Annotated in this window: 11 protein-coding genes; 8 read left to right on the top strand and 3 right to left on the bottom strand. The window is 52.9% G+C overall.

What is annotated here, in order from left to right; all coding sequences use genetic code 11:
• The first annotated feature begins 23 nt into the window (after window positions 1–23).
• Window positions 24–1,892 (top strand): ATP-binding protein, encoded by a 1,869-nt coding sequence (locus DJ75_RS03990; protein WP_094522766.1) that lies wholly within the window; start codon window positions 24–26, stop codon window positions 1,890–1,892.
• Window positions 1,893–1,934: 42 nt separating this feature from the next.
• Here DJ75_RS03990 and DJ75_RS03985 read toward each other — a convergent pair whose 3' ends face one another.
• Window positions 1,935–3,221, bottom strand: coding sequence for an HNH endonuclease (locus DJ75_RS03985; protein ID WP_094522764.1), 1,287 nt, complete (start codon window positions 3,219–3,221; stop codon window positions 1,935–1,937).
• Between the two features lie 275 nt (window positions 3,222–3,496).
• Here DJ75_RS03985 and DJ75_RS18080 point away from each other — a divergent pair, with 275 nt between their 5' ends.
• From DJ75_RS18080 to DJ75_RS03980, 3 genes are read left to right on the top strand one after another with little or no spacing between them, the layout of a single operon-like run.
• Window positions 3,497–3,745, top strand: a complete 249-nt coding sequence (locus tag DJ75_RS18080) for a hypothetical protein (protein WP_141211967.1) — start codon at window positions 3,497–3,499, stop codon at window positions 3,743–3,745.
• Window positions 3,742–3,921 carry a hypothetical protein gene (locus DJ75_RS18075; RefSeq protein WP_141211966.1) on the top strand — a complete coding sequence of 60 codons (180 nt, stop codon included), beginning with the start codon at window positions 3,742–3,744 and terminating at the stop codon, window positions 3,919–3,921. Before DJ75_RS18080 ends, DJ75_RS18075 begins: the two co-directional genes overlap by 4 nt.
• 16 nt (window positions 3,922–3,937) lie before the next feature.
• Complete coding sequence (locus DJ75_RS03980; RefSeq protein WP_254921874.1) at window positions 3,938–4,540, top strand: site-specific integrase; 603 nt, start codon at window positions 3,938–3,940, stop codon at window positions 4,538–4,540.
• Window positions 4,541–6,125: 1,585 nt separating this feature from the next.
• Here DJ75_RS03980 and DJ75_RS03975 read toward each other — a convergent pair.
• Together DJ75_RS03975 and DJ75_RS03970 are read right to left on the bottom strand one after the other, a co-directional pair.
• Window positions 6,126–6,704, bottom strand: coding sequence for a hypothetical protein (locus DJ75_RS03975; protein WP_176451413.1), 579 nt, complete (start codon window positions 6,702–6,704; stop codon window positions 6,126–6,128).
• Window positions 6,705–6,774: 70 nt separating this feature from the next.
• The gene (locus DJ75_RS03970) at window positions 6,775–7,209 is read right to left on the bottom strand and encodes a helix-turn-helix transcriptional regulator (protein ID WP_141211965.1); all 435 of its coding nucleotides are present in this window, start codon (window positions 7,207–7,209) and stop codon (window positions 6,775–6,777) included.
• Between the two features lie 469 nt (window positions 7,210–7,678).
• Between DJ75_RS03970 and DJ75_RS18070 the strand changes: the two genes are divergently transcribed.
• The 4 genes from DJ75_RS18070 (at window position 7,679) to DJ75_RS03960 (ending at window position 13,602) form a co-directional block, all read left to right on the top strand.
• Complete coding sequence (locus DJ75_RS18070) at window positions 7,679–7,915, top strand: hypothetical protein (RefSeq protein WP_141211964.1); 237 nt, start codon at window positions 7,679–7,681, stop codon at window positions 7,913–7,915.
• Between the two features lie 107 nt (window positions 7,916–8,022).
• Window positions 8,023–8,451, top strand: coding sequence for a hypothetical protein (locus DJ75_RS18065; RefSeq protein WP_141211963.1), 429 nt, complete (start codon window positions 8,023–8,025; stop codon window positions 8,449–8,451).
• A gap of 1,210 nt (window positions 8,452–9,661) precedes the next feature.
• Window positions 9,662–12,970, top strand: a complete 3,309-nt coding sequence (locus tag DJ75_RS03965) for an ATP-binding protein (RefSeq protein ID WP_094522756.1) — start codon at window positions 9,662–9,664, stop codon at window positions 12,968–12,970.
• Complete coding sequence (locus tag DJ75_RS03960) at window positions 12,967–13,602, top strand: hypothetical protein (protein ID WP_094522754.1); 636 nt, start codon at window positions 12,967–12,969, stop codon at window positions 13,600–13,602. The genes DJ75_RS03965 and DJ75_RS03960 overlap by 4 nt, the downstream gene beginning before the upstream one ends.

Raw genomic sequence — 13,602 nt, 5'->3', positions numbered from 1 at the left:
CAGAAGACCTCAACACACAACACATGACCGACGACATCCTTGACGAAGTCAGGCAGGAGCGCGAAAGAGAACAGAACGAGACGGACACCGGGACCGTTCCTACTCCATTCGGTGACTATGAAGGCCACCGCGTGGGGCACATCACCGCGCAAGATGAACCGATTGTCGTCGATAGAGAGGACTCCTACATTCGGGCGTTTATTGACTCTGGTTCTCGTGACGACGTTCGCCTTGGAAACTATCTGAGAATCCCGTACCCGGTGAACGAGGAACAGGATGTTGACTTCCCAACCTCGATGCTTGTCGGCGTCATCAACCGACTGGAGTACGCTACAGTCGCGAACATCACCGATAAACAAGACGGTGGATATCGGCATGAACCGGGCGAGCAATCGTTCTCCTACGTTGCCCAAATCGAGCCGATTAGCACGGTGACGTTCGACCCAGAGGACGACGATTCTTCGTTCGAACAGGTGACCGTCGACAAGCCTCCGAAACCCGGATGTGACGTGTATCTTGTGGAGGACGAGGAGTTCCTTCGGACAGCACTCCGCATTCCGCACGAGGGCGCTTTCCTCGGACACATGGCTGTGAGCGGCGACCGGATTCCGAGCGAAGAGTCTCCGCTCCCCTACTACCTGTTCAACCCAAATGCCACGGACGGCAACGAAGACCTCGGAGAGCCCGCTATCTTCCGGCACACGCAGGTTGCGGGAAGCACAGGGTCAGGCAAGACGCACGCATCGAAGAACATCCTCCGGCAGTTAGCCGCCGAGAAACAGTACACCATCGAAGTCCCGCCTGAAGAACGAGAAAAGGAGAACGTCGACGTACAGGACGAGCGAGTTCGTGGGCTCAATACCACCATCATCGACCCAGAGGGAGAGTACGTCGAGATGGGTGATGACCCTACAGATGATGGGTATACTGCCGGTTTCAGAGATGACCTCAATGCGCAGAACATCCGCCACGGAGGAATTCAACAGGACCCAGATGTCGGCTTCGAGGTATTCGTCCCGCAGATTGCGGACACAAACATCACTCACAACAACGCTCGGTCGTTCGGCATACCCTTCGAAATCGTCCGGACGAACCGGCAACTCCTCTACTCGTCGGAGCCACCGGAGCGAACGCGGTCGGCCATCAATCAGACGATTTCGTCGTACTTCAGCCAGTGTGACAACCCTAAGTCGGAGTACGGAGGCCCCCCGACGTACCGAGAGTTTTCAAAGTACGCTAAAAATTTGCTCGCTGACGCAGATGACTCCCCTATTACGGAGAACGAGAGCGTTCTGATTGCCGCCCGAGAGCGAATCGTTGACCAGTACGAGTACAACCGCATCTTCGACCACGGAGTGGACAGTCTGACGGACCTCACCCAGCAGATGTTTGCCCCCGAACAGGTGACCGTCATTCCGACAGACCACTTACGTGGGAGTACGGACCGAATCGTCGTCTCCTGTCTGCTCGCACATATTGTCCAGAACAAAATCGGTAGCAACGTCGATTATCCACACATCAAGGGTACGCCGATGTTATTGGCTCTGGACGAGGCACACGAATATATCTCCGAAGCAAGCGACCCGCGGGAACGCTATCTCGTCTCGAACTTCCAGCAAGCTGCGAAGCGAGGTCGAAAAGACAAGTTTGGCCTCTACATAATTACACAAACACCACAGGACATCGATGGTGAGATTCGTAAGCAAATGAATACGCGAATCTACCTCGGATTGGAAAGAGATGTGGTTGAGAGCCACGACGTGTTCGTCCCTAAGGAATTCAAGGAGTCCATCACGCAGTTCAACAAGGGACAGATGGTGGTCAAACAGCCAGACGTTCGGCCAGTCGAACTGGTTGGCTTACCTGTTTGCCTGACACGCCACAATAGCTGAACGGGGTTCAGCTCTATTGGCCTTGTTGGAGCTCTCAATCCGTTACCTCCTCGCTTCAAGTTCGTGGAGGATGCGGCGCAGTCGTTTATTGTACTGCTCGCCGTCCGCTCCGTCATGGACGCGGTAATGACAGTTCGGACAAAGGGCTATTACGGTGTCTATGGTGTCAGTGCCACCATCGCTCAACTCGTTAACGTGGTGAGCGTGAAGGTACGGTTCCCCGGTCTTGCTCGTGAATGGTGCTGGCGAACCGCAGCCCTCGCAGATGCCTGCTGCCCGCGTCTTCACATATCGTTTGACCTCTCTCGACCGATTGTACTCCACAGACTCACTCGGCGCAGTTGTCGCTTCAGCGGGAACCTCCTCAACTGCGCCTGCCTGCGCTTCTCGCCGTAATTCCGGGAGGTTGAGGTCTCTTTCATCATCTGGAGCTTTGTCTTCTGAATCCGCACCAGAGGATACAGTTCCCACGTCCTTACTGGCACGTGATTTCGTACCATCTTGAGGCTCCTGTTGACTAGTTCCATCATCACCAGATTCAGTATCTGACTCCCTGATAGTAGTCTCCGCTCTCATCTTATCGTCCAAGTCGACAGCTTCTAACGCACTAGATTGATTTGCTTTTATTAGGAAATCCTCGACAGAAATCCCCGTTTCATCATCCAAAATAAACGCGTACGTACTGTTGATTTTCAGGGCAGTAACGTAGGTTCCCGCTGAGAATTTTGGAAACGGACCAAGATTGATATGTCCTGTTCTACACTCAATGATGCTGTTTCCACTATTACTAATTCGGTCTACTTCTGCAGTGAACACTTCACCCGGTTCTGGGGTCTGATGGAATTGAAAGTCATCACAGAGCGGACACACCCACGTATCGTCTCTGTTCCGCATCACTGCCGCACAATTATTACAGAATTGGATGTCGCTTCCCTCATTATCCACGCTGTACTGTGGTTCAAGTCCCAGCGCGGATACCATCCAACCAATATATTCCTCGTCCCTAGGTTCTTCATCACTAATCAGTGCGTTACCACGTACCAGCACGGCAGTCACCTCGTCTCCAACAGCGGATTCTTGGATTGGACCTGCGTTGATATGCTGATACTCCGTTTCGATTATTCCGTGGCCGTCATCATTGATGTGGTCAATTTTGGCCGCGAAGTACCCACTCTTCATCCGTGCTGAACTCTCGGACTGCGAACTCTCGAATTTAGAGTGGTTACACTTTGGACATTCCCACGAGTCGTCACGTTTCTTCATCAAGCTCCCACATTTGTCGCAGAACTTGGTGGAACCCTCAAATTTGATATTTCCACTATCCTCCATAGCTGGAGAATACAAGATACAGCATCTAAACGTTAAGCACGTTATTGGACTCTATCGGTCAGAGACGGCGACAGCATGGGTATGAAATCTGGTGTGACAGTCATGACTTCTTACCTGATGGTGGGTACAAGTTGTCGGCTTTGTTCAACAACTATGAAGACAAAACAGGCGAGGACTCTCAAACTCCTGAAAACGCCAATTTACAGCACCCTCAGAAACCCAAACTCAGAAAGTAGGAAAGTATATCCTCGGAATTGTTTTACACTAAAGTATAGATGAAACTCCCGTATTCACGAGAACAGCTCGAAAAAGAAGAACGCTTACTGCGCCGACGACTCAGAGAAATCCGCCGACAAATCGAAGCATACGAAGACGGAGAAGCAGTTCACATCGAAACTAATCACGAGTACCAGAAGCGCGCGAAGACAGCCGAAGAAATCGCCGAACTCTCCGGGACAGACCCCGAGAAGATTCATGACGCTTTGAATGCGGTTCGACTCCCTGAGACCTTCGGTGAAGAATGAGCACATCTAACATCTTTCTTCCGGCATCATTCGGCGCATTTGCGGGAATTCTTCTGGGGAGTCTCGCTGGAATAGACATAATCGCTACAATCGGATTAGCAGCAATAGTCGCAGTCGTTACCGTAGTCTTCGAATCGACGTTTGAAAGTGAAAACCCAACAGATTATGAGAATTGACGACAGCGGCGCTCGCGTGAAAGTCTGGCTTGACGAAGAAGAAGCCGACAAAATCGTTCGAACCCTAGAGAAGCGAGACTGGGAACGAGGAATAGCCGGAATGCTAATGGCCCGCGTAGGTCTCCGTTCTGAGGAAACAACGACGGTCACACCGGGCGACGTAGAACGTGCCAAAGACGGCGAGAGCTGGCGTCTTAAAGTCGAAGGCAAGAATACGAAAGGCGGAGAGAAGACGACCCGGAAGGCATGGCTCCCTGATGATGTCGAAAAGTCGTTGTTCAACTTTGCACGAGAACGCGATATTAGCGACGGCGAACCATACCTCCCGGTTACCCCTAGAACCGTACAAAGTTGGATAACAAACGACCACGGGACGGACAAGCAGGGGACAGGCGCGGCCGACGTACTCGCGCGTGACTCCGAAGAACCCGACGAATGGGAACACGTCTCCAGTCACGATTTACGGCGACACTGGGCGCATCTTCATTTGGTCGAAAAGGGCGTTCCCGTCCGCGTGATGATGTCTATAGGGGGCTGGTCAAGTTATTCAGCAATTGAGCCGTATCTCACTGAACCAAGTGAGAAGAATATTCTCGAATCAATGAAGGCCATACAATAATACGTAGTGAGCCCGTCTCCTGCCCAGTTAACTGATTAATTAATTATCTGGTTAACTGACTAGACAAGCGCTCTACTCACGGAATAGTGGAGAAATCCTCCAACTCAGTGCCATATGAACCAAGAAGGCTCTTTTGAAATTCTCAGCAGCTGGTAGATTTAGAAGTGGTGGATAAGTACAGAATCCTCACGAATCGCTCAGTACAGGTCACTCACTGGCTGGTCAATACGGGAGAACAGTTATCAGAGTCTCCGGTAATGTGATTGAAAGTGGATTCATACCCTAAATTTATCCTCACTGCTGCGACGGGATTACTGATTGGGATACCTCTGTGGCTAGCCATGTTTGCTCCTGAGATACTCTCCGCCGAATTGTTCACTAGCCTTGGATTCTGGGTTCCGATAGTAATTCTCCTGCTTGTGATGGTATTTGGATTCTGGATAGGTCAGAGGTCAAATCTCACGTAATCCGCTCCCAGTGGTAGTCACTCAGGATGCACTCTTCACCGACCGGCTGTTTCGGACCAAAATATAAAAATCGGAATTCCAACGAAGCCCTGTTCTGGCTCTGTTGAAATCCTCTTCTTCAGACACATTATCCTCTGAAACAGCCGACATGTGAAGGGTGCGAAACGGCTATTCCAAACTAAACAAACTTCAAGCAAGTAACTATATCATTGCGCACCCAACCGGCACCCATTCGTGTACCTGAGCAAATCTACCGTTCTCGGTTCCTTACTAATCGTCTTACTCACCGTATTCGGAACAGTGGTTACCATTCAATTACCGACACTGTCGGTCGCTAGTGTAATTATCTCGAAGCCCATATTAGTCGGTCTGATTGGTGGACTTCTACTTGCCGTATTGCTCATTTCTCATTACCGGTTTGAGGGAACCCGGGAGTGGACAGGGTTGGTCCTGTTCGGAGTTGGGATTATACTCGCGCTCACTCAACGGCCACCGTTCAATTGGCTTGGCGTGTTGGCCATCTTCTTGAGCCTCGCTGTGGAGTGGGAAATTGACCGGCATCTCTTCAGGGTCGTTTCTCGATAGGTCACCTGCGTTGACCGGAACCGGGGTGACTTCCTCCGACGACTGAAGTCGTGGGCTTCCGCTATAATTGTATGTCACTCCCACCCGAGGTTTCCAAGTTTGTCGTCAATCTGGGTGAGTCGGCGTTCGAACGTCTGGTACGGATGCTCGTCCGCGATATACGTCGCGCGTTTCCGGTCCGTGGTCCCATCTGGGTGTTCAACTTGGAAGTGAACCGGCCCGTATTCGGGTTCGGTCTGGTCCTGATGCCACCCGATACTTCTCTCTGTGTCGGACTCCCACCAGTGGATGATATACTGAGGTTTCGAGCGTCCCAGTGTGAACTCAATCCGTAGTTGGGAAGTCTCTGTAGAATACTTCCGTCCAAGAAACGCTGTGGGGTCAACATCAGCCACAATTTCACGCCGCCGCCGACGGTTGGGTTTGTAGCGAACGTTGGAACAGCCGCCGGTCTTGGTGAGTCTGTCATGGATACGACGGTACAGTTTCCGTCGATTCGAGGTCCACGCACCGAAGATAGGTGCCACGTCTGCCTACCCCGCACTCTCTATCCCATCAGGCGGCTTCGAGTGCGGTGAGAACAGCGACATCACATCGTCGTACAACGAGAGAGCAGTCGTGAACAGGTCCCGGTACTGTTTGTTCTCCTCCCACTGGCGGGCAACGCGTCGGCGTTCTCGGACTTCTGAAGCCGACAGAGAATCGTCTCCCAGCGACTCTTCCAATTCGTCGAGCGACTCCACGTCGTACTCTGCCTGCCAGTCTTCGATTTCGGTCGCGATGGTTTCGAGTTCGCCCCGCAACTCGTCCTTGTCGCTCTCGACGATGAGTTCCCGGAGGTGGTCGAAGTACGCACGGGCCGGGTCGGGGTAGTACCGTTCGTCCTCTGTTTTCAATAGTGTGCCTTGGTCAGCCATCTCTTCGAGGTATTTCTTCGCGGTATCCCACTTCACATCGGCCTGTTCAGCGACCCAGTTGGGGTTCCGGGGTTCAGAGAGTGTTTCTGCGATGGTTGTTACTCGTTCGCGGGCTGTCATCGTTTCTGTCCACGAGTCCACCATTATGCCAGCGCCTACGAGATGTGTAACCATATAGATTGGGAACTCTCCCATAATTATGGGTAACACTTTTGCGCTTGTACACAGCAAAACGTATGATTTTCCGAGTAAATCAACAGAGCCACTAATCTGAAAGTTGTTCTTCTAATTCGTTTATCTGCTCTTGATTCGCGACCATAGGCTCATACACGTTCTCTGTTATAGACGTTCTGAGTCCTTCTATCGTTTCTCTAAGCTCTTTTACCTCGGAGGAGAGCTCTACCACGTCCACATTCGCCCGCTCGAACTCCGACGTGTTCTCATCAAGAAAGCCGGAGTCTAACAGCTCTTCACCGGACTTGGTAAGAGTCGCCTGTTTCATGGGTGCGGTACTCGTCCCGCCCCACTCGTTGTACGTGATTTCGATTAAACCGGCTTTCTCCAACTTTTTAAACTGGTAGTGGCGCTTGTCTTCGTTCAAGCTCGTTCGCTTTCTGATGTCGGCCATAGTAACCGGTTCGTCCATAGCTTCGAGGACAGAGAGGAACGCTCTTGTTTCGGGCGTGTTGTTAATTGACATTTATAATCTTTCCAACAAGAGCTGATTGCAAAGGTGTAACTCTACACCCTACACTCTACAGTATGTCCTACCGTGTGAAAGACCGGGAATTACACCCTGTTTTACAGGGTTTAACACCGTTGGTAAGACGCTGACGACGGGTCTCTTGAGGGACACCCCCCTCAAGGGAGAAGCGAATAACCATGATTCGATTATGCGAGAGGAATAATCCTCTTAGCGATTATCCCCGAGACTGGGGGAAGCGATAGCTCCCGGTTCGAGCACGGAACCAATCTTACCAAGTAACGGGGAGAGCGCGAGAAGAAACACTCTCTCTCAAACGAACAAGGAATTATCTTTCTCTGGATAGGGCGGTGAGCGCAGCGAAGCGCCCAGTCGCACCGGGCGACGGCCTCAGTCGTTAAACGTAGTAGAGTTACAATACAGTAGGATTATTGACATTTATGGTGGTTGGAGTCATAGGCATACTATGGATGACGACATAGACTGGCCGGACGACTTACGCTGTAGCGACTGCGGCGAACCTATCGGCGAAGAAGGAGTCCGAATCCACGTCGCCCACCTTGTAGTTCCTCGTGAGCCGGAACTCTATGCGTGGTGCCATAGACATTCTCCCGATACGGAAGAGGAAGAACAAGCGCTGTGGGAGCAAGTGAAACGGGGAGACTTGCTAGAACAGGCCCAATCGTGGGAGGATTACGACTGAACTAATTATCAGTAATCTTAGAGAAATAGGATATGAATAAGTTGGAATAGAGACTCTAAAATCTATTAACTCGGTAACTATATCATGATTCCTGTGAATAGAATTACATGGTACGTGGAGCTTGCCTTGAATGTGGTGAACCAATCGATTGGGACGAAATTGACGAGAACTGTCTACACTGTGGGAATCAGGTGCGATTTTCAGGACCGTCACTTGGGAGACATACGGAGATGCTAGGAGAACGATTACGGCAGGCTGAATCAGAGAAAGACCGCGATTTAATCTCCGCATTCCTTCATTTTGTTGGATGTGGTATACTTGAGAGAGCAGACCTCTTTCGATTTGAAAGGGGATTCATGTCTGAGAATATCAAAGAGAATCTCTTGATAGCGGTAGAAAGTTCACGAGAGATAGAGGGAGGGCCTTTGTTGGTTTGCCCAGTATGTGACGAACAAATGAATGTATGGACAAAGTCAATTATTGGTGAAGAGTATACAAGAAAGATGAATTTCGACGATGAGGGAACACTAGCATAAATATTTGACACGATTTTCGGTAAGACACCAGTCGTCGTGCTCAAGAGTAGTTAATGACCTCTCTGCTGGGTGTAATGTGGTCATAGTAACAATAACTCGGGGTAGCATGCTCTGCTACCAACGAGATATCTAATGACCGTGTTGGAAGCACAGGTATAGTCGGAACCGCAGTCTCTGCTACTATGATACATCCATCAGAAGTTCTGAAAACCCGCTGTATGATTGATTTCGAATTCACTTCAAAAGAGTCCTCTCGGGATGTATAAATGGTTCAATTACACAGCGTAGGTGGTAATGCCGAGACTTCATACGGAATCTATGTGTCCAAGGCGTTGATTGAAGCGACAGGCTGGAAGACGAGTGATTCTCTTCGAATTACGTCTATTGATGACGACCTCATCCTCGTTACCCATGAAGAGATGCCGACACAAGAGTGGATTGAGCTCTATGATACCGCCACTACGCAAAAGACCGTAAATGAGATGTCTCCGACCGAGCTCGTTAGGCTACTTGAGACTACTAACGGTAAGGATGGCCGGAGACCCTCCACTGTGACTTCTTTGTCTCCCCTCGGCGACTCTGGCTACCGAATTCTTGTGACGAACGCGGCGAGGCGACTCCGGTTACCTCTGGGGACTAAGATTCACCGTCGGGCTAGTCCGGGAGTCATGGTACTCATCGCTACGCCGAGCATAAGCAAGGAGCTTGCTAAGCGGGTGAAAAACGTGCTCAAAGCTCGCGGGGCACAAGTGCCGGAGTAGAATGTGTGGCATCTCCCCTCAACCGTGGTAGCTAAATAGACCTGAAACGTAGGTATTCCCACAGAAGAGACGCTGTAGCGGGGACCGAGGTCCCTTCAGTCGCGGTGGTACACCAACCTACCAGTGTTGGTAGGCCCGATTTGAGAGAATCTGGTAGCACCCCACCGGTTCAGCCGCTCTAAAGAAGAAAGAAACCCAAAATCTAGCAGGACTCTCTCTGTACTACCCTATTTGACTTCCTCGGTTAGTGCCTAGTCTACTACCTACAGGGGGTCCCCCGGGGGTCCCACTGTCGGTTAGGCCAAATTCCCACCTACCAACACTGGTAGGTTGGATTGTTATCATATTTTCTTGTTACGACGTATTTCAGACTATTTTGAATCGAATGACCGCGCTCCAAACAGACGCAACTACTTACTAACCCCCCCACATTTGTGACAGTATCATCAATGGCTCCACAGATTCCCACACTCTTTGAGTCGTGTACTCCCCACGACGACGTGCTATCGGGAACACTGTCGGAAAACGAGTTCGCTGCGAAGCTCTCCGACGTAGTGTTTCGACAGGATGAGGCCCCTGAAATCTATGGAAATCCGGATACCTTCTTCGAGAAGACGTATCCAACAGATGGACTACAGGACCTCCTCACACTACTTGCGAAACGATACGTCGGCAAAGAGCGAGACGAATTCAGCGGAGAAGATGGGCTTCTCTCACTCGATACGGTATTCGGCGGTGGAAAAACCCACTCACAAATCGCCGCATACCACTTCTCGCAGAACCCGGACGTAATCGACGACTTATCACAGTACATCGTCGACGACGATGCACGTTCGCAGTTTGAAGAGGTCAAAGACGAACTGTCTGTTCGGACTGCCGTTTTCGAAGGCGGGTACGTCAGCGCGAGCAAGGCGAAATGCAATAAGGACGACCCGAGTGCACCGAACACGCAGACGATGTGGGGTGAACTCGCGTATCAGCTAGCCGGTGCGGAAGGATACGCGATGTTTAGCGAGTACGACAACGACCGCGTTGCCCCCGGAGAGTCGGACGTAGTCGAACTCTTCGAGATGATGGACGACCCGGGACTGGTACTCATCGACGAGGTGGCCCAATACTTCGAGCAGGCCGCAGCCGTCGGTGTCGAGGGGTCCACGCTAGCTGACCAGACGAACTCCTTCCTCTGGTCGCTCATGCGAGCCACGCAGAACACCGACGCAGTCACTGTCATCCTTTCAGTCTCTGCTACTGCGTTCGAGGACCGCGCACAGGTAGTCCAAGACCTCATCACCGACCTCGATGGCATCTCCGAACGCACCGAACACGCGGTTACACCTACGGATGACGACGAGGTCGCAGCAGTCCTCCGGCATCGATTGTTCGAGTCGGTCGACGACGATGTTGCATCTCGCGTGGCTGAATCGTACCAAAGCTACTACCGTGACTTCGAAGACGAGCTGCCTGACAGGGTCACCAAGGCAGAGTTCAAAGAGCAACTGGAACAAACGTACCCGTTCCACCCGACGCTCATCGACCTTCTGGGGAAGGAGATAGACACGCTACCGAACTTCCAGCGGACTCGGGGTGCACTCAAACTGGTTTCGCGAGCGGTTCATCACATCTGGAGCAACGAGGAGTCGAACGCGGACCGTCACTACGTCCGGACGTTCGATATGCATCCCTCGGACGACCACGTCTGGTCGACGCTTCTCGACCTCTTCGAACACATCGAGCAGGACCTTCGGACTGCCTCGAAGTCGGACATCTACACGAACGACGGCAAGGCAGCGTGCCAGTACGAAGACGACAACTGGACGCCGATGGGCCACCCGCCGATTGCGACTCATCTCGGCACAAGCATCCTCTGGAAAAGTATTGTCTCCGGAGGGAATCGTGGTCGTGGTGTCACTCGGCGGAAGCTCTGGGAGATGATTCTGGAGCCGGGCGTCGAACTTGACCACTACCGTGACGCTCTAAAGAACCTAAACGAAACGGGGTCAAATCCGGACACAGAGGCGTTCTTCCTCTATGAGACGGAGAACGGTCTCCTTCGGTTCAAGGGAGAGCCGAAGATTTCGAAGCTCATCACCAACGAGGCGCAGCAAATCGAGCCGGGTGTCGCTCGCAACCGTCTCGAACAGACGATTCGAGGTGCGCTTGGCGGTGGTGTCTTCGAGACTATCTACGACCCGCAAGCCCCCTACGAGGTTCCGGACGACTACGAAATAGTCCGCCTGTGTGTGATGGGATTCGACGCGGTGACCGTAACGAGCGACCTCGACGAGCCTCCCGAACTACTCCAAACGTTGGCGAACAAAACGGGGAACTCGCCGGGGTCCGAAAAGAAGCGAGTCTACCGAAACAACATCGTGTTCCTCGCTGCTGGCGAGCAGGAGACAGACGGAGCGCTTGACCACGCCCGCCGCGTCAAAGCGATGGAACGGATTCTCAACGGCGAAGCATGGGAGGCCGAGCTCAACAGCGCTCAGCGTGACGACCTCGACGAACGTCTCCAGAAGGAGTCGGCACTCCTCGGGGAATCCGTCCGCCAGTCCTACCGGCACCTCTACTACCCGGACTCCGGCGGGCTATCGAACGAGACTATCGACTCTGTCAACGACAGTTCGGACCTTCACGACATCGTCTTCGAGAACCTCGAAAGCCTCGACAAGCTCATCACGCAGGACGAGGGCGCGCTCGGGACGACGTGGTTCCGCAACCGTATCTGGCAGTCGGAGCCGGATTCGATGACGACGTTGGATATCCGCAAGCTCGTCGCGAAGCGAACGGACATCCGCATCCTCCTTGACCCGAGACCGCTTCGAGCCACCATCCGAGCCGTGACGACCAGCGATATGTCGACGTACGTGTTCTGGGACGACACGGTCGACGAGGGGTACTGTTCGGAAGGAATGACCGTGAACACCGCCGAAGGTGAGAAAACGCTCTCGGAAGCCGAGCAGATGTCGACGGAGCTTCCGATGTCGAGTGTCCTGATTAGCGAGGACCATCACGTCTTCGGGGACGGGGAGAAGCTGCTCGCCGAATACGACCTCGACTTCCCCGAGGATACCGAGGAAGAAGGCGACGACGCAGGTGGCTCGGAAGGAGGTAGCAGTGGTGGTACTGGTGGCACCAGTGGAGGAACTGGCGGTGGTGGAACTAGTGGAGGAATCAGTCCGCCGCAGCGTTCCGAGCTATCGTTCAACGTCAGCACGGACTCCCCGAGTGCAATCACGGGCGCGTTCTCGGACGTGAACGGAGCTATCGACCAGAAGAAGATGAGCCTACGGGACAACTACGACGTGTCCAGCAGCGACATCGTCGTCGAGGTCGATGCCATCGAAATCGAACTGGAGGGCGACCAAGTCTGGGAGCGGGCGTGGTTCATCTCGAACAAGCTCAAAGATTTAGATAGGATAGGGGAAGCAACCTCCATCGTGTTCGAGTACGTCGCACAAGGAACGGACACCTCTTCCAGCGTCTTCGAGGCTGGCTTCGAGGGGTCCGCAGCAGAGTTTGCCGACCACTTCGGGACGAATCATATTCCGGAGAGCTTCATCAGCGCTGGCGGGGACTCGGAAGGCGAGGCTGTCCTCATTATCGATACGGAGTCGATTCAGGACAACACCCGCGAGGCAACACTCAATGTGCTACAGGAGGCACTCGAAAGCCTTGGTGGGATTAACAACGTTGAGCTGGTCGTCTCTGGAGTTGTGAAAGAAGCGTCGGAGCAAAGTGAAGAGGTGAGTGTATGAGCATTGAGGCGGATTCGTTCGCCTACGGCAGCAGTATGTACGGCGGGCGGCCGACGTTCGCTTTGACGCGTCGGCTGGGTGACGACGCCGGCCTCACGCTGTACGAACTCATTCCCGAAGACCTCGCTGACGGACGCCAGAAGCGGTTCAGTAAGGCAAATAGCAACCGGAAGCTCACGAGGACTGGTATCACGGACGCGATTCCGGACGCACAAGAAGACTCAACCGGTGTCCTTGACTTCTCCAGCGTTGGGGCCCCCTCAGCCCGCGCACCTAACGACTGGCAGTGGAACGATTGGTGTGCCCTGAAAATCACGACTCTATCCGACAGCCGACAACAGGCCGTTCACCGACTGGTTCGCGACGTACTGAACGACAGTGGGGTTGACCCTGACTTCGTAATGCGCGGGGAGGGTTCGGCCGTGCTCTCGGAAAGTAGTGGGATTCGGCTGACAATCGCGTTTCTCGCGATGAAGCGGCTCCAGAAGTACGAGAAGCTGACTACCGTCGCCGACAGCATTGCCCGGATGAGTCTGGAGGAGTGCTACTACTGGCACGCGAAGTGTCGGTCTCCTTCCAGTCCGAACGGTGTGAAGGCGCTACGAGTGCTGCTTGCCGACCATCTCGAATAA

Origin of the sequence: Halorubrum sp. Eb13, assembly GCF_002252895.1 — an archaeon.
GTDB lineage: Archaea > Halobacteriota > Halobacteria > Halobacteriales > Haloferacaceae > Halorubrum.
The sequence above is the reverse complement of the archived record's forward strand: the minus strand, read 5'-3'. Positions and strand labels throughout refer to the sequence as shown.

Coding starts and splice junctions, on each gene's coding strand:
- DJ75_RS03990 (WP_094522766.1), top strand. CDS start 24: ATGACCGACGACATCCTTGACGAAGTCAGGCAGGAGCGCGAAAGAGAA.
- DJ75_RS03985 (WP_094522764.1), bottom strand. CDS start 3,221: ATGGAGGATAGTGGAAATATCAAATTTGAGGGTTCCACCAAGTTCTGC.
- DJ75_RS18080 (WP_141211967.1), top strand. CDS start 3,497: ATGAAACTCCCGTATTCACGAGAACAGCTCGAAAAAGAAGAACGCTTA.
- DJ75_RS18075 (WP_141211966.1), top strand. CDS start 3,742: ATGAGCACATCTAACATCTTTCTTCCGGCATCATTCGGCGCATTTGCG.
- DJ75_RS03975 (WP_176451413.1), bottom strand. CDS start 6,704: ATGGGAGAGTTCCCAATCTATATGGTTACACATCTCGTAGGCGCTGGC.
- DJ75_RS03970 (WP_141211965.1), bottom strand. CDS start 7,209: ATGTCAATTAACAACACGCCCGAAACAAGAGCGTTCCTCTCTGTCCTC.
- DJ75_RS18070 (WP_141211964.1), top strand. CDS start 7,679: ATGGATGACGACATAGACTGGCCGGACGACTTACGCTGTAGCGACTGC.
- DJ75_RS18065 (WP_141211963.1), top strand. CDS start 8,023: ATGGTACGTGGAGCTTGCCTTGAATGTGGTGAACCAATCGATTGGGAC.
- DJ75_RS03965 (WP_094522756.1), top strand. CDS start 9,662: ATGGCTCCACAGATTCCCACACTCTTTGAGTCGTGTACTCCCCACGAC.
- DJ75_RS03960 (WP_094522754.1), top strand. CDS start 12,967: ATGAGCATTGAGGCGGATTCGTTCGCCTACGGCAGCAGTATGTACGGC.